General features: G+C 67.5%; 25 protein-coding genes. 4 read left to right on the forward strand and 21 right to left on the reverse strand.

The window, feature by feature from the left end; all coding sequences use genetic code 11:
- Positions 1–69: 69 nt before the first annotated feature.
- Both IXW21_RS05935 and IXW21_RS05940 read left to right on the forward strand, forming a co-directional pair.
- Positions 70–1,200 (forward strand): AI-2E family transporter, encoded by a 1,131-nt coding sequence (locus IXW21_RS05935; protein ID WP_194763343.1) that lies wholly within the window; start codon positions 70–72, stop codon positions 1,198–1,200.
- A 123-nt stretch (positions 1,201–1,323) separates the two neighbouring features.
- Complete coding sequence (locus IXW21_RS05940) at positions 1,324–1,509, forward strand: hypothetical protein (RefSeq protein ID WP_194763344.1); 186 nt, start codon at positions 1,324–1,326, stop codon at positions 1,507–1,509.
- Between the two features lie 55 nt (positions 1,510–1,564).
- Here the strand turns inward: IXW21_RS05940 and IXW21_RS05945 are convergent, their stop codons facing one another.
- The 11 genes from IXW21_RS05945 to rplU form a co-directional block, all read right to left on the reverse strand.
- On the reverse strand, positions 1,565–1,822 hold the full coding sequence (locus IXW21_RS05945; protein WP_323742176.1) for a hypothetical protein: 258 nt from the start codon (positions 1,820–1,822) through the stop codon (positions 1,565–1,567).
- Positions 1,823–1,952: 130 nt separating this feature from the next.
- On the reverse strand, positions 1,953–2,642 hold the full coding sequence (locus tag IXW21_RS05950; protein WP_194763346.1) for an SDR family oxidoreductase: 690 nt from the start codon (positions 2,640–2,642) through the stop codon (positions 1,953–1,955).
- Position 2,643: 1 nt separating this feature from the next.
- Complete coding sequence (gene rsfS / locus IXW21_RS05955; protein WP_194763347.1) at positions 2,644–3,027, reverse strand: ribosome silencing factor; 384 nt, start codon at positions 3,025–3,027, stop codon at positions 2,644–2,646.
- 5 nt (positions 3,028–3,032) lie between these two features.
- Positions 3,033–4,142: a hypothetical protein gene (locus IXW21_RS05960; protein ID WP_194763348.1), complete on the reverse strand. Its 1,110-nt coding sequence runs from the start codon at positions 4,140–4,142 to the stop codon at positions 3,033–3,035.
- Positions 4,139–4,741: a nicotinate-nucleotide adenylyltransferase gene (gene nadD / locus IXW21_RS05965; RefSeq protein WP_194763349.1), complete on the reverse strand. Its 603-nt coding sequence runs from the start codon at positions 4,739–4,741 to the stop codon at positions 4,139–4,141. The genes IXW21_RS05960 and nadD overlap by 4 nt, the downstream gene beginning before the upstream one ends.
- A 6-nt stretch (positions 4,742–4,747) precedes the next feature.
- A complete protein-coding gene (locus tag IXW21_RS05970) occupies positions 4,748–4,972 on the reverse strand; it encodes a hypothetical protein (protein WP_194763350.1) in 225 nt (74 codons plus the stop codon).
- Between the two features lie 65 nt (positions 4,973–5,037).
- Positions 5,038–6,291: a glutamate-5-semialdehyde dehydrogenase gene (locus IXW21_RS05975; protein ID WP_194763351.1), complete on the reverse strand. Its 1,254-nt coding sequence runs from the start codon at positions 6,289–6,291 to the stop codon at positions 5,038–5,040.
- A gap of 9 nt (positions 6,292–6,300) precedes the next feature.
- Positions 6,301–7,086, reverse strand: coding sequence for a glutamate 5-kinase (gene proB, locus IXW21_RS05980; protein ID WP_194763352.1), 786 nt, complete (start codon positions 7,084–7,086; stop codon positions 6,301–6,303).
- Positions 7,083–8,585 carry a GTPase ObgE gene (obgE, locus tag IXW21_RS05985; protein WP_194763353.1) on the reverse strand — a complete coding sequence of 501 codons (1,503 nt, stop codon included), beginning with the start codon at positions 8,583–8,585 and terminating at the stop codon, positions 7,083–7,085. The genes proB and obgE overlap by 4 nt, the downstream gene beginning before the upstream one ends.
- Positions 8,586–8,695: 110 nt before the next feature.
- Positions 8,696–8,953: a 50S ribosomal protein L27 gene (gene rpmA / locus IXW21_RS05990; RefSeq protein ID WP_028501603.1), complete on the reverse strand. Its 258-nt coding sequence runs from the start codon at positions 8,951–8,953 to the stop codon at positions 8,696–8,698.
- A gap of 19 nt (positions 8,954–8,972) precedes the next feature.
- Positions 8,973–9,281: a 50S ribosomal protein L21 gene (gene rplU / locus IXW21_RS05995; protein WP_028501602.1), complete on the reverse strand. Its 309-nt coding sequence runs from the start codon at positions 9,279–9,281 to the stop codon at positions 8,973–8,975.
- Between the two features lie 212 nt (positions 9,282–9,493).
- Between rplU and IXW21_RS06000 the strand changes: the two genes are divergently transcribed.
- A complete protein-coding gene (locus IXW21_RS06000; protein ID WP_194763354.1) occupies positions 9,494–9,760 on the forward strand; it encodes a DUF4031 domain-containing protein in 267 nt (88 codons plus the stop codon).
- Here the strand turns inward: IXW21_RS06000 and IXW21_RS06005 are convergent.
- Both IXW21_RS06005 and IXW21_RS18230 read right to left on the reverse strand, forming a co-directional pair.
- The gene (locus IXW21_RS06005) at positions 9,725–11,857 is read right to left on the reverse strand and encodes an Rne/Rng family ribonuclease (protein WP_228528215.1); all 2,133 of its coding nucleotides are present in this window, start codon (positions 11,855–11,857) and stop codon (positions 9,725–9,727) included. The two genes, IXW21_RS06000 and IXW21_RS06005, sit on opposite strands and share 36 nt — an antisense overlap.
- A gap of 8 nt (positions 11,858–11,865) precedes the next feature.
- Entirely contained in the window at positions 11,866–12,273 is a 408-nt protein-coding gene (locus IXW21_RS18230; RefSeq protein WP_228528216.1) for a hypothetical protein, read from the reverse strand.
- Between the two features lie 440 nt (positions 12,274–12,713).
- On the opposite strand from IXW21_RS18230, the gene IXW21_RS06010 reads away from it, so the two are divergent.
- Positions 12,714–13,331 (forward strand): vitamin K epoxide reductase family protein, encoded by a 618-nt coding sequence (locus tag IXW21_RS06010; protein ID WP_194763356.1) that lies wholly within the window; start codon positions 12,714–12,716, stop codon positions 13,329–13,331.
- An 85-nt stretch (positions 13,332–13,416) separates the two neighbouring features.
- Here the strand turns inward: IXW21_RS06010 and ndk are convergent, their stop codons facing one another.
- The 8 genes from ndk to IXW21_RS06050 all read right to left on the reverse strand — a co-directional run bounded on the left by ndk (position 13,417) and on the right by IXW21_RS06050 (position 24,309).
- Complete coding sequence (gene ndk / locus IXW21_RS06015) at positions 13,417–13,833, reverse strand: nucleoside-diphosphate kinase (RefSeq protein WP_194763357.1); 417 nt, start codon at positions 13,831–13,833, stop codon at positions 13,417–13,419.
- Between the two features lies 1 nt (position 13,834).
- Positions 13,835–14,197, reverse strand: coding sequence for a DUF4233 domain-containing protein (locus tag IXW21_RS06020; RefSeq protein WP_323742177.1), 363 nt, complete (start codon positions 14,195–14,197; stop codon positions 13,835–13,837).
- Positions 14,198–14,253: 56 nt separating this feature from the next.
- On the reverse strand, positions 14,254–15,606 hold the full coding sequence (locus IXW21_RS06025) for a bifunctional folylpolyglutamate synthase/dihydrofolate synthase (protein WP_194763359.1): 1,353 nt from the start codon (positions 15,604–15,606) through the stop codon (positions 14,254–14,256).
- Positions 15,606–19,004: an isoleucine--tRNA ligase gene (gene ileS / locus IXW21_RS06030; protein ID WP_194763360.1), complete on the reverse strand. Its 3,399-nt coding sequence runs from the start codon at positions 19,002–19,004 to the stop codon at positions 15,606–15,608. Before ileS ends, IXW21_RS06025 begins: the two co-directional genes overlap by 1 nt.
- Positions 19,005–19,284: 280 nt before the next feature.
- Complete coding sequence (locus tag IXW21_RS06035; RefSeq protein ID WP_194763361.1) at positions 19,285–20,136, reverse strand: hypothetical protein; 852 nt, start codon at positions 20,134–20,136, stop codon at positions 19,285–19,287.
- A 29-nt stretch (positions 20,137–20,165) separates the two neighbouring features.
- Positions 20,166–21,320 (reverse strand): CapA family protein, encoded by a 1,155-nt coding sequence (locus IXW21_RS06040; protein ID WP_194763362.1) that lies wholly within the window; start codon positions 21,318–21,320, stop codon positions 20,166–20,168.
- Positions 21,302–23,077 carry an ABC transporter transmembrane domain-containing protein gene (locus tag IXW21_RS06045; RefSeq protein WP_194763363.1) on the reverse strand — a complete coding sequence of 592 codons (1,776 nt, stop codon included), beginning with the start codon at positions 23,075–23,077 and terminating at the stop codon, positions 21,302–21,304. The genes IXW21_RS06040 and IXW21_RS06045 overlap by 19 nt, the downstream gene beginning before the upstream one ends.
- Positions 23,074–24,309 (reverse strand): DUF1611 domain-containing protein, encoded by a 1,236-nt coding sequence (locus IXW21_RS06050; protein ID WP_194763364.1) that lies wholly within the window; start codon positions 24,307–24,309, stop codon positions 23,074–23,076. The genes IXW21_RS06045 and IXW21_RS06050 overlap by 4 nt, the downstream gene beginning before the upstream one ends.
- Between the last annotated feature and the right edge of the window lie 263 nt (positions 24,310–24,572).

Genomic DNA, 24,572 nt, shown 5'->3' on the forward strand with positions numbered 1-24,572 from the left:
GCCTGGATAGAAAGACGGGGCGATCGTTCGTCATTCCGGCGTCGGCGCGTACAGCAGGAGGCGCACGTGATGGGACTGTTCCGACGACCGGAGCCGACGACAGCAGACTCGACGACCCCGGGCGCGAGCAGCCTCTGGGCCCGAGGGTGGGGACTCGCCGCCACACGCAGCCTGCAGACCCTCTCCGTCCTCGCCCTCGTGGCGGTGGGCGTCCTGGTGATCACGCAGCTGTCACTCGTGTTCATCCCGGTGACGATCGCGCTGATCCTTGCGTCCGCCATCCATCCGCTCGTGGCGTTCATGCGCCGACGCGGAGTGCCGTCGATCCTCGCGACCTGGATCGCGCTGATCGGGATCCTCGCCATCCTGGGCGGGGTCGTCTGGGTGATCGTGCTCACCGTGCGCTCGCAGTGGGACGACCTGGTCGAGTCCGCGACCGACGGCATCGCTCAGGTGACCGCCTGGCTCGACACACTGCCCTTCGACATCGCGGCGATCGACCTCGACGACCTGTGGGCCAGCGCCGGCGATTTCCTCACCAGCGCGTCGTTCGGTCGCGGTGCTCTCGCCGGCGTCTCGGCGACGGCGAGCTTCTTCACCGGACTCGCTCTGATGATCGTCGTGCTCTTCTTCTTCCTCAAGGACGGTCCTCGCATCTGGGAGTTCCTCCTGCGCCCGTTCACAGGGGCGAGCTACGAGCGCGCTCGGCGCATCGGCGACAAGACGGTCGACGTCTTCGGCGGGTACATCCGCGGAACATCGATCGTGGCCGCTGCGGACGCCGTCGGTATCGGCGTGGGTCTGGCGATCCTCCAGATCCCGCTCGCTCTCCCCCTCGCGGTCATCGTCTTCCTGACGGCGTTCATTCCGCTCGTCGGCGCGACGGCGGCCGGCATCCTCGCCGCTCTCGTCGCACTCGTGACCCACGGACCCCTCGCCGCTCTGATCGTCGTCGGAATCGTCGTGCTCGTCAACCAGCTCGAGGGCAACTTCCTGCAGCCGGTCGTCATGGCGCGGTCCCTCAAGCTGCACGCGCTCGTGATCCTGCTCGCCCTGACCACGGGCACCATCCTCGGTGGGATCGTCGGCGCTGTGCTGTCGGTGCCGATCGCCGCGGTGGCGTGGGGCATCATCACCGTCTGGGACGGTCCGCACACGGCTGCGCGCCCCTTCCGCAAGAAGCGAGAAGAGACCGTGTGAGTCGAGCGGTCGCCCTTCCGGGGGCGACCGCTCGATACTCCTCTCGCTCTCTCCGGTCAAGCATCTGCCGCCCGAGACCGAAGCTACCTATCGTGGGCGACACCGAAACGAGAGGAGACGACGATGTCCACACCCATTCCCCCGCTGGTGCCGCTGCCCGACGACGGTGATCCGCACGACAGCATTCCCCGTCAGGAGGTCGACGGAGAACGAGTTCTCGACGCCGACGCCGACCCCGACCAGATCGACAGCGCCGCTGCCGATCGCATCGCCGCCGAGAACGGCGACGCCGATCAGGACGACGCGTGAACGACCGCACGTGAACGACGACGCGGCAGGCTCCGAGGGAGCCTGCCGCGATTCGTCATGTCGCCAATAACGGCGGCAGATGCGGGATGACGATCGGCCGCGTGGCGCGGCTCGGATCCTGCACGCGAGCGACCTCGGACAACACCTCGTACGCGTTCGCGTAGCGGACTGCGAGAGGCAGATCGCGTAGCCACACCACCTCGACCTCGGTCTCGGCATACTCATAGACGCACGCGACGACGTGGCGAGGATCATCCGCCGCGTAGCGCAGGTCGTTGATGACCCACTCCGACGGCGTGATGCGTGTGAGCACGTATCTGGGCTCTGGATCTCCGGACATTCGTTGACCTCCACTGCTCTTTCCCCCACTCTGATCATGGGTGAGAGCAGGGGATGCCGATAGGGCCTTGACAGGTCGCGGCACTCAGGCAGTGCCGCAGTCGTCAGCCCCGTGGCCGGATAGTGAGGTCTGTGAGTGCCGCGTCATCCGGCAGATCGAGCGCGGTCAGGATCGTCGTCGCCACGGAGTCCGCCGTGATGAACCGGGACGCGTCGTAGTCGCGGCCCTCCTGCTGGTGGACGCGCTCCTGCATCGGGGTCGCTGTTCGACCCGGATAGATCGATGTGACCCGCACTCCGTGCTCCGCCTCTTCGGCGCGCAGAGAGTCGGCCAGCGCCTTCAGACCGTGCTTCGACGCCGCGTAGGCCGACCAGTCGGCATGCGCGTGCAGGCCTGCCCCCGAGTTCACGAACACGACCCGACCCTTCTGCATCCGCAGGAGCGGAAGCAGAAGCCGCGTGAGTTCGGCAGGACCGACGAGGTTCACGGCGAGCTGTCTCTCCCAGAGCGTCGCGGGCAGATCAGCCACGGGCCCGAGGTCGACGACACCCGCCGCGTGCACGATCGAGTCGATGCGCTCGGGCAGAGCCTGCTTCGACAGTGCCCAGGAGAGTCGCCCGGGCTGCGCCAGGTCGCCCACGATCGTGGAGGAACCGGGAAAGGTCCCTGCGATCTCTCGCGCCCGACCGGCATCACGCGCGAGGAGGACGATCTGATCACCGCGATCGAGCAGGCGTCGAGCCACAGCCGCACCGATGCCGGAGCCGGCGCCGGTGATCAGATGGACCGGCACGTCAGGAGTGATCCGCAGGGGCGGGGTCAGCGATCTCGAACGGAACGACGGGGCAGTCCTTCCAGAGTCGCTCGAGACCGTAGTAGACCCGCTCCTCCTGGTGGAAGACGTGGACGATGAGGTCGCCGAAGTCGAGCAGCACCCATCGTGCCTCCGCGCGGCCCTCGCGGCGCACGCGCTTGTGACCCGACTCGATGAGCTTGTCCTCGATCTCATCGGCGATCGCGGCGACGTTGCGCTCGCTGTTCCCGGTGACGAGCAGGAAGATGTCGACGAGCGGAAGAGGCTCCGACACGTTCAGCGCGACGAGGTCTTCACCGCCCTTCGAGACGGCTGCGTCGGCTGCGAGCTGCAGCATCTCTACGGCGGTTTCAGGTGACTGCATCAGATTCAGAACACATTTCCGGTGAAGGCCACGATCAGGGCGACGCCCAGCGCGAGCGCGAGACCACCCGCCACGATCGCGAGGATGAGCATGAGTTTGTTGCCCTTTTCGGGGGCCGGAGGGCGGATGACCTCTCCGGCGGGCTTGATGGTGCTGACCGCGGCGCTCGCTGCGATCGGCGTCGGCGAGGATGCGGGCGGAAGCTCACCGTCGATGAGAACGGCGTCCACCTCCTTGCCGTCGGTCGTTCCATGAGCGTGTCCCTGCGAGCCGAGACCCTTGGGAAGCTCGTACGAGCCCGTGACGAGGATCTCACCCGTCGAGGCGACGGGTCCGGAGAGCGAACCGTCGCCGGGCGCGGGGTTGAAGATCAGTGTGTTGCCGCCGCGATGCTGCGACCCGGCGGAGTCGCCCACCGTGAGGAGTTCGTCGAACGACGGGGTGAACGGCTTCGCAGGCTCCGCCTGGTCTTCCAGCACGCCCTGCCCGAAGGTGGAGCTGACCACGGGACGCGCCTCTTCGGCGTCGTCCTCGGTGGCGGGCTCGGCGTCAGAGAGGGCTGCATCGGCCTCGTCCGAAACGGCGTTCTGCTCAGGGACCACGGAGACGTCCGAGGCCTGGTGGGCACGCGCTGCAGCGCTCACGGGAGCGGCGGCGATCTCTTCGTCGATGTCGTCGTCGGAGTCGTCCACGTCATCCGCGGGCACCGAAGGCTCCTCCTGCTCGGCCGCCGATTCGTCGGCGTGAGCATCGGTCGACGAGTCGTCCGCAGGAGACTCGTCGGAATGCGCACCGTCCACATCGTTCGACGAGCTCGGCTCCGCATACGCATCGGTGTCGGACTCTGTGTCCGAGCCGGATCGCGAGCGCTCGAGTTCACGCACCTGGCGACGGGTCAGCCGAGTTGCGGCACCGGCATCGGCATCGGACGGGATGGGCGCGGGCGTCGGATCGACCGGCTCGGCGGCTCGCGGCTCGGGTGATGCCGGGGGCACCGATGCAGCCGCCGCGGCGGCCTCCTCGGGCGTGATCACCGGCGTGGAACCGGTCAGCCGGATCTCACGCAGCTGCTTTCGCGTCAGCGGACCCTGCTCATGCCGATCCGATGTACTCATGCCTTGCTCCGATACAGATGATGCTTCGCGATGTATTGAACGACTCCGTCGGGAACCAGGTACCAGACCGGCTCGTCCTCGCGAACCCGCGCGCGGCACGCCGTCGACGAGATCGACAGGGCCGGCACCTCCAACTGGCTGACGTTGTCGCTCGGGAGGCCGTCTGTGCTCAGGATGTGACCTGGACGTGAGACCGCGACGAAGTGGGCCAGTTCCCACAACTCATCATGGTCCCTCCAACTGAGAATTTGCGCTACGGCGTCCGCTCCCGTGATGAAGAACAGCTCCGCATCGGGCCGAGCCTTCTTGAGATCACGCAGCGTGTCGATCGTGTACGTCGGTCCCTCACGATCGACATCGACGCGGCTCACCGTGAACTGCGGGTTGGATGCGGTGGCGATGACCGTCATCAGGTAGCGGTGCTCGCTCGGCGTGACTTCGGCCTTCTGCCATGGCCGCCCGGTCGGCACGAACACGACCTCGTCGAGATCGAAGGAGTGCGCGACCTCGCTGGCGGCGACCAGGTGCCCGTGGTGGATGGGGTCGAAGGTGCCGCCCATCACTCCGATGCGCGCCGGACGCGAGGTCGTGTCGTTCATAGGGGCCTAGTGGCCGTGCCCTGCCTCGTGACCGTCCTTGCCGTGCTGCGCGGCCCATGCCTCGGCCTTCGCGGAGCGGCGGTTGGCGACGTTCTTGTACGACAGCGTGACCAGACCGAGGAACGCGAACAGGATGATGGCGATCACCCCGAAGATCAGCGTCTCTGCCTGGACGTTGCCGTGGTGTTCGGTCTCGGCGGCGACCATCGCGATCTGTGCGACGAGGTTCATCCTGACTCCGTTTCGTGGCTGGTGGGCGGGCGCGCATGACGCCTCAGCGCCACCTAGTCTAGCCCTCAGCCGCGGGTCTGCCCCGCTCCACGCGCCAGCCACTTCGTGCTGGTCAGCTCGGAAAGCCCCATCGGCCCCCGAGCGTGCAGCTTCTGGGTGGAGATGCCGACCTCAGCACCGAATCCGAACTCGCCGCCGTCGGTGAAGCGGGTCGACGTGTTCGCCATCACCACGGCCGAGTCCACCTCTGCGAGGAATCGCTCCACGTTCCGCGCATCCGTCGTGATGATCGACTCCGTGTGCCCCGTGCTGTAGCGGCGGATGTGATCCAGCGCATCGTCGAGCGAATCGACGACCTTCATCGCGATGTCGAGGCTGAGGTACTCGGTGGCCCAATCGTCCTCGGTCGCGGGGATCACGTTCGAGACGAGACCCGCGACGATGTCGTCGCCGTGGATCGCGACGCCTTCGCTCTGCAGTGCGCTCGCGACGAGCGGGATCAGACGCGGTGCGGCCTGGCGCAGCACCAGCACGGTCTCCACCGCGTTGCAGACGCTGGGGCGCTGGACTTTGGCGTTCACGACGATGTCTCGCGCCCACTCGTCGGGCGCACTCTCGTCGAGCACGATGTGGACGTTGCCCGCCCCGGTCTCGATCACGGGGACGGTCGATTCGGTGACGACCGTCTCGATGAGCCCGGCACTGCCGCGAGGCACCAGCACGTCGATGAATCCGCGTCCGTGCATGAGCGCCTTCGCGCCGTCGCGGCCGAAGTCATCCACGGTCTGAACGGCCTCCGCTGTGACGCCCGCGCCCTCGAGTGCATTCCGCATCACCTCGACCAGTACGGTGTTCGACTCCTTCGCCGCGCTGCCCCCGCGAAGGACGACGGCGTTGCCGGATCGCAGAGCGAGAGCGGCGATGTCGACCGTGACATTGGGGCGTGCCTCGTAGATCGCGCCGACCACGCCGAACGGCACACGGACCTGTTCGAGCGCCACGCCGTTGGGCATGCGATGGCCGCCTACGACCCGCCCCACGGGATCGGCCAGTGTCGCGACCTGACGGACGGCCGAGGCGAGGGCGGCGACACGCTTCTCGTCGAGCCGCAGACGGTCGATCAGCGACTCGCCGATCCCTTCGGCCCGCCCTCGATCGATGTCGAGTCCATTGGCCTGGATGATCGACTCGGCGTTCTGCTCCAGAGCCACGGCGATGGCCTCGAGTGCGCGTTCCTTGTCGTCGCTCGTGAGCGCGGCGATGGCGCGGGACGCCTCTTTCGCGCGCTCCAGGCGCACCTGCGGAGTCTGGTCGGTCATCCGCCCAGTCTAGGAGAGGGCCGGCTCGAACCAGGTCCCTATTTCAGCCCCGTCGAGGGCCTTGCCGACGAGATCGGCGCTCGTCACGAGCACGCCGATTCCGGATGCTGCGGCGAGGCGGGCGGCGGAGACCTTGGTGGCCGCTCCCCCGGTGCCGACGCTGTTCACGACCGTGGAGCCGAACTCCAGGCCCGAGAGGTCGGCGTCCGGAGCCACGACATCGATCGGCTCGGCCGTGGGGTCCGACGGCGGCTTCGTGTAGAGCGACTCGATGTCGCTCAGGAGCACCAGCGCGTCGGCCTGTGTGAGCTGTGCCACCAGAGCGCCGAGCCTGTCGTTGTCACCGAACCGGATCTCCTGCGTGGCGACCGTGTCGTTCTCGTTCACGATCGGCAGCACGCGCAGACCCAGCAGACGCTCCATGGCGCGACGGGCGTTGCTGCGGGAGGTGGGATTCTCGAGATCCCCCGTCGTCAGCAGCACCTGGCCGGCCACGATGTCGAACGGGCGCAGAGCCTCCTGATAGCGATAGACCAGGATGTTCTGCCCCACGGCAGCGGCGGCCTGCTGCGTCGCGAGATCCGTCGGTCGGGCGTCGAGGCGGAGGAAGGGGATGCCGCTGGCGATCGCACCCGACGAGACGAGGATGACCTCTGCGCCGCGCGCATGCGCAGCCGCGAGAGCCTCCACGAGAACCGGGATGCGCCACGACGCCTCGCCGCTGATCGACGACGAGCCGACCTTCACGACGATGCGCGACGCGGTCGCGAGGTCCGCGCGCGTGCGAGCCGTCACGCCTCGCCCTCGTCGCGGGTGGCGAGACGACGCGTCTCGGCCTCGGCACGTGCCTCGGCCTTGGCATCCATGCGCTCGTAGTACTGCTCGCGACGCTCGGACGTCGTGCGACGCGAGTTCGGCGCGAGCCGCGGGTCGGTGCCTCGCGGAGCGGTCATCAGCTCGGCGGCGGAGGTCATGGTCGGCTCCCAGTCGAAGACGATGCTGTCGCCCTCGCCGATGACGACGGTGGATCCCTGTACCGCACCGAGGCGGAACAGCTCATCCTCGACACCGAGCTTCTCGAGACGGTCCGCGAGATAGCCGACGGCCTCTTCGTTCTGGAAATCGGTCTGCTGCACCCAGCGGACGGGCTTCTCGCCGAGGATCCGGTACAGGTCGCCGTAGGAGCCGCCCTCGACACGGATCGTGAACTCCTTCTTCGATCCCCGAGGTCGGATGACGACGCGCTCGCGCACGGGCTCTGCAGCCGCCAGCTCCGCGCGGTACTTGTCGACGATCTCACCGAGCGCGAAAGTGAGCGGCCGGAGTCCCTCGTGCGAGATGGTCGAGATGTCGAAGACCCGGAAGCCGCGCGCCTCGAGGTCGGGGCGCACGAGGTCTGCGAGATCGCGGGCCTCTGGCACATCGACCTTGTTCAGCGCGATGAGCTGAGGGCGCTCGAGCAGAGGGGCCTGCCCCTCGGGAACCTCGTACGCGGCGAGCTCGGCGAGGATCACGTCGAGGTCGGAGATCGGGTCGCGCCCGGGCTCGAGGGTCGCGCAGTCGAGCACGTGCAGCAGTGCGGAACAGCGCTCGACGTGGCGCAGGAACTCGAGTCCGAGGCCACGGCCCTCGCTGGCGCCTTCGATCAGACCGGGGACGTCGGCGACGGTGAAGCGGAAGTCACCCTGCTGCACGACACCCAGGTTGGGGTGCAGCGTGGTGAACGGGTAGTCGGCGATCTTCGGCCGGGCCGCCGAGATCGCGCCGATGAGGCTCGACTTGCCGGCGGACGGATAGCCCACCAGAGCGACGTCGGCGACGGTCTTGAGTTCGAGGACGACGTCGCCCTCGTAGCCGGGGGTGCCGAGCAGCGCGAATCCGGGCGCCTTGCGCTTGGGCGTGGCGAGGGCGGCGTTGCCGAGGCCGCCGTGGCCGCCCTTCGCGACGACGAATCGCTCTCCGGGCTCGATCATGTCGATCAGCACTTCACCGGCGGTGTTCTTCACCACGGTTCCGACGGGCACCGGGAGTTCGAGGTCCTCGCCCATGAAGCCGGCGCGGTGGTCACCCATTCCAGGGCCCCCGTTGCCGGAGCTGCGGTGCGGCGAGTGGTGGTACGAGAGAAGCGTGCCCGTCTGCGTGTCAGCCACGAGGACGACGTCGCCACCGTCACCACCGTTGCCGCCGTCGGGTCCGCCGAGCGGCTTGAACTTCTCGCGGTGCACCGAGACACAGCCGTTGCCGCCCTTACCCGCGCGCAGGTGCAGCGTCACGGTGTCGACGAAGCTGACCATGTCTCTCTCCTCGATAGTGAACCGCGCGTGACGCGGCGGCTCGGCCTGATACAGCAATTCGGGACGGGCCGAAGCCCGCCCCGAATCGGATGTCTACTGTCGTGCTGTGATCACTCAGCAGCGGCGACGATGTTGACGACCTTGCGGCCGCCCTTCGCGCCGAACTGGACCGCGCCGGCGGCCAGAGCGAAAAGCGTGTCGTCGCCTCCGCGGCCGACGTTCACGCCGGGGTGGAAGTGCGTGCCGCGCTGGCGGACGATGATCTCGCCGGCGAGAACCTGCTGTCCGCCGAAGCGCTTGACGCCAAGTCGCTGAGCGTTGGAGTCACGACCGTTACGGGTGGAGCTTGCGCCCTTTTTATGTGCCATGTCCTGGTCTCCTCGGTCTTTACTTGATGCCGGTGATCTTGACGCGCGTGAGCTCCTGGCGGTGGCCCTGACGCTTCTTGTAGCCGGTCTTGTTCTTGTACTTCTGGATGATGATCTTCGGGCCGCGCAGGTTGCCGATGACCTCTGCCGTGACCTTGACCTTCGCCAGCGAATCAGCGTCGGTGGTCACCGTGGCGCCGTCGACGAGCAGCACTGCGGCCAGCTCGATCTTCTCGCCCTGGGCAGCCTTGACACGGTCGAGCTGAACGATCGTGCCGACCTCGACCTTCTCCTGCCGCCCACCGGCGCGCACTACTGCGTAAACCACTTCATACCTGTTTCGTTGGGGAGCTCGCAGCTCCGAGATCTCACGGGAAGACTGTTGCTTGCATGCATCGCGGGGGCGACGGGCACGAACGCAAGACTCTCCGCTTCGACCGTCCAGGACGACGCGGCATACGCACCAAGGGACTACTTTACCGGATGCAGGACACTCTGGCAAAACGTACCGGCCGGTGTGTCCGGCCGTAGGCTGACGTGATGACCGTTCTCGTGGATGACGCCCGCTGGCCCGCGCACGGGCGACTCTGGGCTCATCTCGTGAGCGACGACAACCTGGACGAGCTGCATGCCTTCGCGAGGTCGCACGATGTGCCTGCGCGCGCCTTCGACCTCGACCATTACGACGTCCCCGAAGAGCTCATCCCCCGGCTCATCGCCGCCGGCGCGGAACACGTCGACGGCAAGGAGCTGGTCCGGCGGCTCATCGCATCAGGACTGCGAATCCCCGCCCGCGACCGGCGCTGACGGCTCGGAGTTGACGGAGACCGGAGTACCCGTCAGAGCCGCCGTGGAGACGCGGCGACGGCCACGCCCCTGACCCGGCGCCTTCGGCTCCGGGAGAGCGTCGAGAACCGAGTCGAGAAGTGCCTCTGCAGGCGACTTCGGAGAGTTCCGATCGGAGCCGCGCTTCTTGCGGGGCTTCTTCGGGCGCTCCTGAGCGATCGGCGCCTCGACGGGCTGCTCCGGCTCGACGGCGTCGGACGCCGCATCGTCCGCGCTCGGTGCGCGCGTCGACGCAGCGATCTGGGCGAGCGCTGACTTGGCTCCCTCGGGGATGCTGTGGGTCGTCACGGATGCAGGAGCCTGGTTCTGGCTCTGGTTGTTCCCGCCCCGCTGGCGACGGTTCGACGACGAGTTGCCGTTGCCGTTGCCGTTCCCGTTGTTGCTGGCACGGTGCTTCATGACGGGGTCGTGGTGCACGATCACCCCACGTCCGGCGCACACGTCGCACGCCTCGCTGAACGTCTCGAGGAGTCCGAGGCCGAGCTTCTTGCGGGTCATCTGCACGAGGCCGAGCGAGGTGACCTCGGCGACCTGGTGCTTCGTGCGGTCGCGGCTGAGGCACTCGATGAGGCGACGCAGCACGAGATCGCGATTGGACTCGAGCACCATGTCGATGAAGTCGACGACGATGATGCCGCCGATGTCGCGCAGACGCAGCTGGCGGACGATCTCCTCAGCAGCCTCGAGGTTGTTCTTGGTGACGGTCTCCTCGAGGTTTCCGCCGGAGCCGACGAACTTGCCGGTGTTGACGTCGACGACCGTCATGGCCTCGGTGCGGTCGATCACGAGCGAACCGCCCGATGGCAGCCAGACCTTGCGGTCGAGCGCCTTCTCGATCTGCTCGGTGATGCGGAACGCGTCGAAGGGGTCGGCCTCGTCCTCGTAGGACTCGACGCGCTCGAGAAGATCGGGGGCGACGCTCTCGAGGTACGCGCGGATGGTCCGCTGCGATTCCTCACCCTGGATGAGCATCTTCGTGAAGTCCTCGTTGAAGACATCGCGGACGATCTTCACCAGAAGGTCGGGCTCTGCATGCAGGAGCGCGGGCGCCTGCTGGTTCTCGACCTGGGTGCGGATGTGCTCCCACTGGGTCGTGAGACGCTGCACGTCGCGCGTGAGCTGGTCTTCCGTGGCGCCCTCCGCCGCGGTGCGGACGATCACGCCGGACGACTCCGGGAGGACCTCCTTGAGGATCCGCTTGAGGCGCGCGCGCTCGTTGTCGGGCAGCTTGCGGCTGATGCCGTTCATCGATCCGCCGGGCACGTACACGAGGTAGCGACCCGGGAGCGAGATCTGGCTGGTCAGACGAGCGCCCTTGTGGCCCACCGGGTCCTTCGTCACCTGCACGAGAACACGGTCGCCTGCCTTGAGCGCAAGCTCGATGCGACGCGGCTGGTTGCCGGTCTCGACACCGTCCCAGTCGACCTCACCCGAGTACAGCACGGCGTTGCGTCCGCGACCGATGTCGACGAACGCGGCTTCCATGCTCGGCAGCACGTTCTGCACGCGACCGAGGTAGACGTTGCCGATCAGCGATGCATCCTGGTTGCGGGCGACGTAGTGCTCCACGAGCACGCCGTCTTCCAGGACGCCAATCTGGGTGCGGCCGTTCTTCGAGCGCACGACCATCTTGCGGTCGACGGATTCGCGGCGGGCGAGGAACTCGGCCTCCGTCACGACCGGACGGCGACGCCCTGCATCGCGACCGTCACGCCGACGCTGCTTCTTGGCCTCGAGTCTCGTCGATCCTTTGATCGCCTTCGGCTCGGTGATGTACTCGACGACGCGCTGACGCGGCTGGCGAGGTTCATCGCGCTGCTCGCGGTGCTCTCCCTCGTCGGATCCTCCGCGGCGGCGGCGGCCACGACGGCCGGACACCGGCTCGTCCTGCTGCTCGCGCTCGGCGATGCGATCGAACACGCGTTCGCGTCCGGGACGTGCCGGAAGCGGAACGATCTCGGGCGCGTAGAAGTGCAGCTGGGTCGAGACCTGGGACACGAACACCTCAGGCAGCAGGCCGAGCGACACCGCGGTCAGCGGCTCCGGAGCGGACGGCATCTCGGTCTTCAGTTCCTCGACAGCGGGAGCCTCCTCCGCAGCGGGAGCTTCCTCGGCAGCGGGAGCCTCCTCAACTGCAGGAGCCTCCTCAACTGCAGGAGCCTCCTCAACTGCAGGAGCCTCCTCAACTGCAGGAGCCTCCTCAACTGCAGGAGCCTCCTCAACTGCAGGAGCCTCCTCAACAGCAGGAGCCTCCTCAACAGCAGGAGCCTCCTCAACAGCAGGAGCCTCCTCAACAGCAGGAGCCTCCTCAACAGCAGGAGCCTCCTCGGCAGCAGGAGCCTCCTCAACAGCGGGAGCCTCCTCGACAGCAGGAGCCTCCTCAACAGCGGGAGCCTCCTCAACAGCAGGAGCCTCCTCAACTGCAGGAGCCTCCTCAACTGCAGGACCCTCCTCGGCAGCAGGAGCCTCCTCAACAGCGGGAGCCTCCTCGACAGCAGGAGCCTCCTGAGCAGGCGAATCCTCGACGGTGCCGGGCTCCTGCGGAGCGTCGGTCGTCACCTCTGCGGGCGCGTCAGCATCCGCAGGGAAGTCGAGGGTAGGGGCGTCGTAGTCATTGTTCTCATCGGCCATCTCTGGCTTACTCCTCGCGCGGTGCACCTGGTGCCCCGCGAATTCTCATGCGGCATCCGTGGATGCCGCGAACTCACTCGGTGTGCGACCGGCTCATGGCTCTGGTCGCGAGGGGCATACGGCCCCGAAGTCTGCGTCGATGCCGGCCTCGACAGGGTCGAGCGGTGCATCACAGGCCATTATCGCACCAACTGGCCCGGTTCATGGCATCATCCCCGCCTCCGCTTCATTTTCGCCGGTGCGCTCTCGCCCGATCCATAGCGATCGCTGGGATAATCCACATATGAGCGAGCAGCGCACCCGCCCCGTCGTCTACGCCGTCTGGCTGATCATCGCCAGCGTGCTCGGGTGGTTCGCCGCCTTCCAGCTGACGATCGACAAGTTCATCCAGCTCGAGAACCCCGACGCCGATCTGAGCTGCAATGTCAGCGTGATGATCCAGTGCGGAAAGAACCTCGGCTCCTGGCAGGGCGAGATCTTCGGCTTCCCCAACCCGCTGATCGGGCTCACACTTTGGACGGCGCCGCTCGTCATCGGCGTCGCGATCCTGGCCGGTGCGCGATTCCCGCGCTGGTTCTGGGGTCTGTTCGGCGTCGGCGTCACGTTCGCCTTCGGCCTCGTGTGCTGGCTCATCTGGCAGAGCCTGTACGCCCCGAACCTCGGCGTGCTGTGCCCCTGGTGCATGCTCACGTGGGCGGTGACCATCCCGACTTTCTTCGCCACGCTGGTGCATCTCGCGCGGAACGGGACATTCTCGCGCAACCCCAAGGTCATGGACGCGGGCGCGAAGCTGATGCCCTGGGTGCCGCTCGCGACGATCCTCGCCTATGCGCTCGTGATCCTGCTCGCGCAGCTGCGCGGGCTCGACCTGCTCGGCGAGGTCGTCGGGATGATCTTCTGATCGCACCGTCGATCGACGACGAAGCCCGCCCCACGAACCAGTGGGGCGGGCTTCGTCGTCTGCGCGGTGCGCGGCGTTCTTCAGGTCAGTCGAACCAGATCGCCAGTTCACGCTCGGCCGACTCGACGCTGTCGGAGCCGTGCACGAGGTTCTGCTGCACCTTGAGACCCCAGTCACGGCCGAAGTCGCCGCGGATCGTGCCGGGCGCGGCGGTGGTCGGATCGGTCGTACCGGCGAGCGAGCGGAAGCCTTCGATCACCCGGTTGCCGGCAAGTCGGATCGCGACCGAGGGGCCGGAGAGCATGAACTCGAGGAGCGGCTCGTAGAAGGGCTTGCCCTCGTGCTCGGCGTAGTGGGCGGCGAGCAGGTCACGGTCGGGCTCGACCAGGCGGATGTCGACGAGCGCATAGCCCTTCGACTCGATGCGCGCCAGGATCGCTCCGGTGAGGCCGCGGGCGACTCCATCGGGCTTGACGAGGACGAGGGTTTCTTCAGTGGCCATGTCATTCACTCTCTGTCTGAGTCTCGGTGGCGGGCGCGGCGGGACGTCGTGCGTCCAATCGGGCCCCCATGATCGTCGCATACCCCCACATGCCGCCGAAAATCACGACGACCAGCAGGATCGCGGGAACGAGGATCGCGGAGAGGGCGATGATCGCCTGGAGCACCCAGCCCGCAGTGATCGCCCAGGGCTTCGTGATCATGCCCGCGACCGCGATGCATGCGAGACCGACGATGCCACCGCCGACGATCCCCCACCACGGCGGGACTCCGGCAGGCAGCGCTTTCAGTCCGAAGACCGTCAGACCGGCGAGGAACACGACGATCGACTCGAAGCCGAGCACGATCGGGGCGAGTTTCTGCACCAGCGTGCGCGGAGGACGCTGTGGTCGAGGCGCCCGAGTGGGTGCGGATCCGTCCCTCACGCGCGCCACCCGGACTTCCAGTCCTCGTCTTCCGAGAGCGCGATCGCTTCACCGGCCAGCACGACCGAACCGGCGATCACGACCGCCCGACGGTCTGTCGAGGCAGCCCATTCGCGTGCCGCATCCGCGGCATCCGCGAGCGTGGGGTGCACGGTCGCGCGGTGGCCGGCTGCCTCGACGAGGTCGGCGATGGCATCCGCATCGCTCGCGCGATCCGAATCCGGCGCGGTCGCGAACACGTGCGCAGCAGCCGGAGCGAGCTTCGCGACGATGCCTGCGGCATCCTTGTCGGCGAGGATGCCGAGCACGACCCCCCATTCGTCGAAGTCGAAGCTGTCGTCCATCGCCTGCGCGAGCGCCGCTGCACCGTGCGGATTGTGTGCCGCGTCGACGATTACCGTGGGCGAGATGCCGAGCAGTTGAAGTCTTCCCGGAGAGGTCGCGCCCTGCAGACCCTCGGAGATGATGTCATCGGCGATCCGCCGCTCCGCCCCGCCGATGAGCGACTCGACGGCCGCGACCGCGAGGGCCGCATTGTGCCCCTGGTGTGCGCCGTACTGCGGCAGGTACTCCTCGAGGTACTCGCCCGCGAGTCCGCGAATGGAGATGAGCTGGCCGCCCACCGCGAGCTTCTGATCGGTCAGACCGAACTCGTCGCCCTCGAAGACGATCGTCGCACTCTTCTCCGCGGTGACGCGGCGAAGCACCTCCGCCGCCTCGGCAGGCTGCTGCGCCGAGACTACGGCCGCACCCTGCTTGATGATCCCCGCTTTGACCGTCGCGATCTCGGTGATCGTGTTCCCCAGGCGGTCCGCGTGATCGATGTCGATGGGCGCGAAGACCGCGACGTCGCCGTCAGCCGTGTTCGTCGAGTCCCACTCGCCCCCCATCCCGACCTCGAGCACGAGCACGTCGACGGGCGCGTCGGCCACCGCGACGAAGGCGAGCACCGTGAGCAGCTCGAAGAACGTGAGCGGCTCCTCTCCCGCGGCCTCGAGCTCGCCGTCGACGATCTCGACGAAGGGCTCGATCTCGTCCCAGGCGTCAGCGACCGCGGCGTCCTCGATCGGCTCACCGTCGATCATGATGCGCTCGGTGAAGCGCTCGAGGTGCGGGCTGGTGAAGAGCCCCGTGCGCAGTCCGTGAGCCCGGAGCAGGCTCTCGATCATGCGCGCCGTCGACGTCTTGCCGTTGGTACCGGTGATGTGCACGACGCGATAGGTGCGCTGCGGATCGTCGAGGAATGCGAGGAGGCGCGCGGTGCGCTCCTTGCGGGGCTGCACCCAGCGCTCACCGGCGCGGCTCAGGAGGGTCTCATAGACGGCATCCGCCCTGTCCCGTGCGCTCATCAGGCCGCTCCCCCCTTCGTTGCTTCCCGCACCACGGCGGTGGCGTCGATCGTGACGATGACCGGTCCCTTCGCCGATCCGAGCGCGCGGGCTCCGGAGCGGAACACGCCGTCGCCCGGGCTCGCGACATCGTCGACGACCGCGTCCAGTCCGTCCGTCGGCTGCGCGGCGAAGGCGATCGCCAGGGTCTCACGAGAGATGAGCTCCGCGTGGGCCGTCAGCGCCGCAGCGTCCTCCGGGGTCGCGTTGAGGGCCAGCACGATGCGATCGCTGACGTCGAGACCGGCGTTCTTGCGCGCCTCCTGCACGACTCGGATCGCGTCACGGGCGAGTCCTTCAGCCTCGAGTTCGGGCGTCGTCTGCGTGTCGAGCAGCACGAATCCACCCGTCGGCACCAGGGCGAGCGCCTCGCCCTCCGGCCGTCCGGTCGTCTCGAACGCGAGCTCGTACTCGGCAGGCTCGAGCGCGATCCCGCCGGCGGTCACGACCCCGTCGGACTCCGACCAGTCGCCCGCCTTCGCGGCCTTGATCACCGTCTGCACGTTCTTGCCGAGTCGCGGACCGGCAGCGCGGGCGTTGACGCTCAGGCGGTGACTGATACCGTACTCCCCTGCCGTCGTCTCCGACTGCTGCACGAGCTCCACGGACTTGACGTTGAGCTCCTCGCGCAGGATGTCCTCGAACTGGCCCAGCGTCGCCGCCAGCGGCGACACGACCGTGAGACGCGCGAGCGGCAGACGCACGCGCAGCTTCTCCTTCTTACGCAGGGCGTTGCCGACGCTCGAGAGCTCGCGCACGGCATCCATCGCATCGCGGATCTCGTCCGCCGCGGGGAATGCCGAGGCATCAGGCCAGTCCTGCAGGTGCACGCTGCGTCCACCCGTGAGCCCCTGCCACACGCGCTCGCTGATGAGCGGCACGAGCGGAGCAGCGACGCGAGTCAGCGTCTCGAGCACGGTGTAGAGCGTGTCGAACGCGTCGGTGCTGGATCCTTCCCAGAACCGATCGCGCGAGCGGCGGATGTACCAGTTGGTGAGCACCTCGGCGAAGTCGCGCAGCCGCGCGGAGGCCGTGGTGGAGTCGAGTCCCTCGAGGTCGGCGCGCACCTCGCGCACGAGGTCGCCGAGACGGGCCAGGATGTAGCGGTCGAGAACGTCGGTCGAGTCCGTGCGCCAGGTCGCCTCGTATCCGCCGGGCTTCGCCGCGTTCGCATACGTGGCGAAGAAGTACCACGAGTTCCACAGCGGAAGCAGGAATTCGCGCACGCCCGAGCGGATGCCCTCCTCGGTCACCGCGAGGTTGCCTCCGCGGAGCACGGAGCTCGACATGAGGAACCAGCGCATCGCGTCGGAACCGTCCCGGTCGAGCACCTCGGAGACGTCCGGGTAGTTGCGCAGCGACTTCGACATCTTGTAGCCGTCGTTGCCGAGGACGATGCCGTGGCAGCTCACACCGGTGAACGCCGGGCGGTCGAACAGTGCGGTCGACAGCACGTGCATGACGTAGAACCATCCGCGGGTCTGCCCGATGTACTCGACGATGAAGTCGGCGGGCGCGTGCGTGTCGAACCACTCCTGGTTCTCGAACGGGTAGTGCACCTGCGCGTACGGCATCGACCCTGAGTCGAACCACACGTCGAAGACGTCTTCGATGCGGCGCATGGTGCTCGTGCCGGTCGGGTCGTCGGGGTTCGGACGGGTGAGGTCGTCGATGTACGGACGGTGCAGGTCGATCTCGCCCTCGGGGTTGCGCGGCAGCGTGCCGAAGTCGCGCTCGAGCTCCTCGAGCGAACCGTACGCGTCGACGCGCGGGTACTCGGGGTCATCGCTCTTCCAGATCGGGATCGGCGAGCCCCAGTAGCGGTTGCGGCTGATCGACCAATCACGTGCGCCCTCGAGCCACTTGCCGAACTGGCCGTGCTTGACGTTGTCGGGCACCCAGGTGATCTGCTCGTTGTTCGCGAGCAGGTCGTCCTTGATGTCGGTGACGCGGATGAACCAGCTCGACACGGCCTTGTAGATCAGGGGGTTCCGGCACCGCCAGCAGTGCGGGTACGAGTGCACGTAGCTCTGCTCGCGCAGCAGGCGGCCCTCGGAGCGCAGCACGCGGATGAGAGGCGTGTTGGCGTCCATCCAGAGCTGGCCGGCGACGTCGGTGACGTTCGGGAGGAACTTTCCACCGTCGTCGAGAGACAGGATCGTCGGGATGCCGGCGGCCCCTGCCACTCGCTGGTCGTCCTCACCATACGCCGGAGCCTGGTGGACGATGCCGGTGCCGTCGCTGACGGTGACGTAGTCGTCGACGAGGATCCGCCAGGCGTTCTCGGTGCCGTAGGTCTCGGTGTCGGCGTAGTAGTCGAAGAGCCGGTCGTACGTGACGTCCTGCAGGTCGGCACCGCGCACGGTGGCGTCGACCGCGGCGAGCGCGTCATCGACGCTCTCGTAGCCGAGGTCCTTGACATAGCCGCCGAGCAGTTCGCGGGCGAGGAGGTAGCGGTGCGCCGACGCCTCGATCGCGGCATCGGTGGTCCCTGCCGCCGCGTGCACATCGGCGGCTCCGTTCGGGCCGGCAGGGAGGACGACGTACTCGATGTCGGGTCCGACGGCGAGCGCGAGGTTGGTCGGCAGGGTCCAGGGCGTGGTCGTCCAGGCGAGCGCGCGCACAGCGGTGAGCCCGAGGGCTTCGGCCTTGGCACCGGTCAGCGGGAACGTGACGGTGACCGACGGGTCCTGACGGTTCTGATAGACGTCGTCGTCCATGCGCAGCTCGTGCGCCGACAGCGGCGTCTCGTCACGCCAGCAGTAGGGCAGCACGCGGTAGCCCTCGTAGGCGAGACCCTTGTCGTACAGGGTCTTGAACGCCCAGAGCACGCTCTCCATGTACCCGAGGTCGAGGGTCTTGTAGCCGCGCTCGAAGTCGACCCAGCGAGCCTGACGCGTGACGTAGTCCTGCCACTCGTGCGTGTACTTGAGAACCGAGTCCTTCGCCTTCGCGTTGAAGACGTCGATGCCCATGGACTCGATCTGGCTCTTCTCGGTGATGCCGAGCTGCTTCATCGCCTCGAGCTCGGCGGGCAGACCGTGCGTGTCCCACCCGAACACCCGGTCGACCTTCTTGCCGATCATGGTCTGGAAGCGCGGGAAGACATCCTTCGCGTAACCGGTCAGCAGGTGCCCGTAGTGCGGCAGGCCGTTGGCGAACGGCGGTCCGTCGTAGAACACCCACTCGTCGTTGCCCTCACGCTGCTCGATCGAGGCGCGGAAGGTCTGGTCGGTCTCCCAGAAGTCGAGCACGTCGCGCTCGATCTCGGGGAACCGAGGGCTCGGGGCGACGCTCTGGGATGCTGAGCTCGTCGAAGCGTCGGCGGCGGGGCCGAAGGAGGAACGCGGGTAGGTCATGTCGTCTCGCAGGAGTCGTGGCGGATGCTGCTGCGAGGACGATCCGTCCGGCTTGTCGTTCCGGGGACCGCGGTACCACCTCGCGTGCCGCGCCTCACGGCGGGACCACTCTCACTGCGGCTGTGACGGGCCTGCCCCGCTCGGTTCTACTTACCCCCGCCTGCACTGAGCCTGCCGAAGTGTTCTTCCGAGAGCTCCCCGGTGATATCGGATCACAGCTCGTACGTCCATTGTACGCGTCAACCGGAAACACCGTAGGCGGTTCGCCCGCGCCGCACCCTCACTCCACGAGGAAGTGCACGGCTGCGGCCGCCATCGCGACCTGATCGTGATCGACGCCGTCGACCTCGTGCATCTCCCACCGGAGAGCCACGTCCTCGCGAGCCGACGCGCGCAGCGCCCGATCGAAGAACTCCCTGCCGCGTTCGAGACGTGTGTCCCCCTGTGCCCGCGCCTCATCGTCCCGCCGCAGGTTCTTGGTCCCGACGTCATCGGTTCCGAGCAGGATGACCAGGTGCCGACCGAAGGCCGCGGAGGCATCGAACTGAGGGGCGTCGCCGCCGAGACCGAAGGGGAATCGTGCCGACTCGTCCGGCATGGTGTACCACCCCGCGTTGGCGGCCACGGCGACATTCACGGGAGCGTGCGGCACGAACTCCACGTATCGATGCACGAACTGCGCACCCGCAGAGTGCCCGAAGATCGAGAATCCTGCCTGCTCGCCACCGATCCTCGCGCGTACGCTCTCGAAGAGCGGCTCGATGTATCCGTACGCCCCGTCGAGCACGCGCGAGTCGTCGTCGTTGTCGCCATCGGTGTCGGCGAGACCGCCGAGGTTGTACCCCTCGGCATCGGGGAAGTCGTCATCGCTGAACCGCGGCGCCACCACCACCACATCGCGGTCCCGCACGAGTTCGGTCCAGGTGTTCCGGTACTCGGCGGCATTGCGCTCGACCCCGTGCATCACGACGATGATCGTCGCCTCCTCGGTCGCACGGGCTCCCGTGACGTAATACACCGGGATCGACTCCCGCCCCTCGATGCGGAGCTCGAACTTGCCGCTGCCGAGCAGCCCGGAAGCCGGCGGCGACGGAGAACAGGCGGCGAGCGCGCCGGACAGCACGAGTGCCATGATGATCAGGATCCCCCACCGTCGGCGCATCAGAAGCGCAGCACCGCGTGATCCGCGCGCCAGGTCACGGAATCGCCGATGATGGCTTTCGCCGTCGCAAGCTCGCCTTCCGGCAGCGGGCGAGCGACGTAGTCGACGATCTTGTTGTCCGTCTCGATCACGCGGAGAGTGATCGAGCCGACCCCGCTCTGGTTCCAGCGCAGGCCGACGATCGCCCCGAGACCCGGTTTGCCGTAGCTCGCGAAGCGCCCCGGAGCTCCGAACACGAAGTTGCCGATCCCGTAGACCACCGGAACACCGCCGACCATCTCGACCGCCTGCAGGGTATGCGATCCACTGCCTATCACGGCGTCATAGCCGGCGTCGGCGAAGACCCCTGCCCAGTAGCGCTGCTGCGCGTTGACGTCTTCGTAGTTGTTCCCCCAGTGCACGAAGGCCACCACCTTGTCGGCGCCGTTGTCCCGCGCCGCGCGCAGCACCTGCTCGACGCGATCCAGACGGAGAGGAACCATACCGGGCGTCGTCTCGGTGCTGCGATGGAGCGCGCCGAAGTCCTCGCCGAACGACACCACGGCCACATTGAGCTGCTCAGAACGCACGAGCAGCGGCATCGACGCCTCGGCTCTGGTCGCACCGGCTCCGAACGCGGCGAGTCCGCCCTCGCCCGCATGGCGGATCGTGTCGTCGAGTCCCGCTCCGCCTCGGTCCATCGCGTGGTTGTTGCCGAGGTTCACAGCGTCCACTCCGATCTCGCGCAGTGCGGAGAGATGGGCGGGATCGCTGGCGTAGGTGTACTTCGCTCCCGGGTTGGCCGGCGTCTGGATCGTCGTGAACGGAACCTCCGCGTTGACGATCGTGTAGTCGAAGCCGTCCAACAGCGGTGCGACCCCCGCCAGCAGCGGTGCCGCGCCGGATGCCGCGAGCTTCTCTTCGGAGCCGTCGCCGAACATCGTGTCCCCGGCGAACCCGAGATCGAGGACACCGTCGTCGAGCGCCGGCGCCTCTGCCGCGACGACCGGCGGGGGTTCCGGAGTGGCGAACGCCAGCTGGCTGCCGAGCAGCCCCGCAGAGCCGACCGCGAGCACGAGGCTCCCCCCGATCAGACGGCGGTCTCGCCGGAGGTTGCGTCCTGCACGGCGCCTTCGCGTCCTGCGACGGGTCGTCATCATGCGCTCGCCGTCCATCTCTTGCTCCTCGCGTTTCGGTTGCGCCAGAGGTGATCTCGATACTCCTCGCCGGTGAGCGTCGTCGCCGTGCCGTCCTCCTCCATCACCCAGATGGTGTCGGCCAGCGAGAGCGCATCGGGGTCTTGCGTGACCATCAGCACGGTTCCCCGGTGACGCAGGATGGCTTCGCGCGCGAGAGACCGCGCCTCGGCGCCCATTCCGGCCAGTGGTTCGTCCAGAAGCAGGATGCGGGGCGTCCCCATCATGGCCCGGGCGAGCGCTACCAGCTGGCGATCGCCGGCGGGGAGATTCGCTCCGCCCTCCATGACCCAGCCCATGACCCCCTGGTCATCGTGGCGCCTGAGCGCGTCGTCGAGCCCGAGCGTCTTCACGATCCTCTGAACCTCACCAGGGGCGACCCCGCGATCGGCATACGTCAGATTGCGCAGCACGGTTCCGCGCAGCAGAGGAAGATCCGGCCCCGCGACGCCCATCATCGACCCGATCGACGACGGTGCCGTGTCCGACAGTGGCTGTCCGTCGATCACGACGCCACCCGAGGTCGGCTCCACCATTCGGGTGAGCACGTCGAGCACGGCCGACTTGCCTGCGCCGGACGGACCGGTGATGGCGATGAACTCCCCACGGTCGGCCACGGCAGCGAACCCGGCCAGGGCGCCGGGAACCGTGACGTCGACGAACTCGATGCGCCCGCCCCTGACCACCAACGGCGGCTTCGACTCCTCCTCGATACCACGACTGGAGCTGGTCAGGAAGTCCACGACCTTCTGCCGTGAGATCAATCCCCGATGCCAGTAGTCGTGAGCGAGACCCAGTGTGCGCACGGGACGTGCGAGATAGCGGGCGAGCAGGACTCCGACGACGACGCCGCCCACGGTCGTCGCCCCGCGCTGGACCTGAATGACACCGATGGCGAGGACGGCCACCACGCTCATCAGCGACGTGGCCGCAGATATGCCCCGCAGGCGGCCTCTCAGTCCGGCGACCCGGGAGAGCGAGACCGTGAGCGCGTCGTTCTGGCGGGACAGTCGACGGAACTCGCCGCGCACACGACCTGATACCTGACTGACACGGATGGCATTGATCTGCTCGTCGACCGTGCTCATGAGCGACGACCTGCGCCGCCGCATCGATCGAGTCGCATCGCGCATCGACCGTCCGAGACTGAGCGACAGAGCCGCGCCCGACGCGAGCACGCTGACGACCGCGAGCGCGAGCCACAGGTCCAGCACGACGAGCACACCGAGTGCAGCGATGAGCACGATGGCGGCCGAGAGCCCCTCGAGGAGTCCGCGGCTCATCCACATGCGCAGCATCGACAGATCTCCGGTGAGACGCAGCAGGAGTCCCCCGCGAGCTCGATGCCGCAGATGCTCGGGTCGCATGCGCTGGAGGTGCGCATACATCTCCATCCGCAACCTCCGCACGACGTCGTAACCTGCGCGCTCCGCCCAGGTGAACTCCCAGGACCGAGCCAGGCCCAACAGGATGGCGGCCCCGGCGAGCGCCGCGCAGAACCAGAGCGACTGCTGATACGTCGCCTCGGCGGCGTCGCCGACGCCCGCGGGAACGAGCTGATCGACCACGAGCCGGGTGATCAGGATGAAGTCGACCAGCAGAGCAGCCTGCAGGAAGCCCAGCAGACCGACCACGAGGAAGTCTCGGCGGCGCAGTCGGAACAGGGGTCGGAGACGCCGCGGGGCCGATCCACCCGCGGCATCCATCTCATCGATGTCATCGATCTCCATCGTCATGAGAGCACCATCGACGATGCGCGAACATGCTCGATAAGTTCGCGCGAATCGACGAACCCGCCCCGACGACCTCCCAGTTCGGTGGCCTGGGCGCTCCGCGTCATCTCCGACACGTTCGCGAGGCCGTCGAGGTCGATCGGCCATGCGGGCTGCGGCAGCGGCATCGGCGGGCTCATCAGGGCGGGATCGATGCCCAGCACCGGTGCGACGAGATCGGGATTCTCGAGCTCCGGAATCCCCCAGATCGGGAGGCCGAGTTCCTCAGCGGCCTCCTGCATGGCGAGCGGCGATTTCGTCAGAGTGCCCGACAACGCGACGACGTCGAAGCCGTGCTCCGTCAGCGATCGAAGGCCCTGCGCCGCTCCCATCGCATCGGATGCCGCCAGCACGACGCCGTCTATGAGTTCGTGCACGACCGCCGATTCCAGCAGGCTCTTGTTGTCGCGTTGGAAGACCCCGTCGGCGATCTCGACGAAGTTCACCCGACTTCCGCCGAGGGAGAGGTTGGCCACCAGCTGCGTCATCACCTCTTCGAGCACGGACGTGGGCTGTCGGAAGGATGACGCGAGTCCTGCGTCCGTGAAGTCGAGCATCATGTGCGCTCCGGCGTCGAGCATGACCCAGTAATCGTTGCCCGATCCGGTGCCCGTCACCTTCGTGACCCCCGGTCGCATCCCGACCTTCGACAGCCCGTGCGCCATGTAGTGGATCGTCGTCGTCTTGCCCGCATTCATCGAGGTGCCCAGCACGCCGATCGTGCGCGGTCTCTCGGCGGGTGGCGTCAACGTCGGCAATCGGAAGTCGGCGACGTTGAGCGGTCGACCTGCCTCATCGCCGATGAGCCCGATCGGCACGATGTCCGTGGCCGCCCGCACCGATCTGCTCCGAGAGATCGCCGCAGACGCGATACCTCCGCTCGCGACGAGGTTGACCGGCCCCAGGTGCCTGGGCACGTAGGACTCGAACTGATCCGTCGCGTAGCGGTCCGCGTAGGCGACGATGATCAGATCGCCGACGTGCAGCAGGCTGCGACGACCGTGCGGCTGCTCGACGTGGCGATGGTGGCCGAGCCTCTCGATGCGGGCGACGACCACATCGCCCGAACGCGGACGGATCGCACCCCCGACGAGCGTCCGCATCGACTCGAGCGGAACGCGTCGAGTCGCGAACGACTGCTTCGCGGTGATGCGCATCTCGTGCGGCAGAATCCGCACCCAGGTCTCGCGCCTCATGGTCTCCCCTTCAGAATTTCGAGGAGATGGGCCGTTCGCCACCGGGCGCGATCGATGCACCCGTCCTGCTGTCGTGTCGAGTCATCTCCGTACCCACAGGCGATACTCACGAACGACGTCGAGGTGACATGCCCCAGCCGCCACTTCCCCAAATCCCCAGATTGGTCAGCAACGTTACTCCCCACTCGGGCCCCCGATTCGACGAAAGCGCCGAAACCGGAGCGCGCATTCCGGCATTCCGTTCCTGTGCCCGGAAAACGGTA

Source organism: Microbacterium sp. UFMG61 (genome assembly GCF_015354505.1).
Lineage (GTDB): Bacteria > Actinomycetota > Actinomycetes > Actinomycetales > Microbacteriaceae > Microbacterium.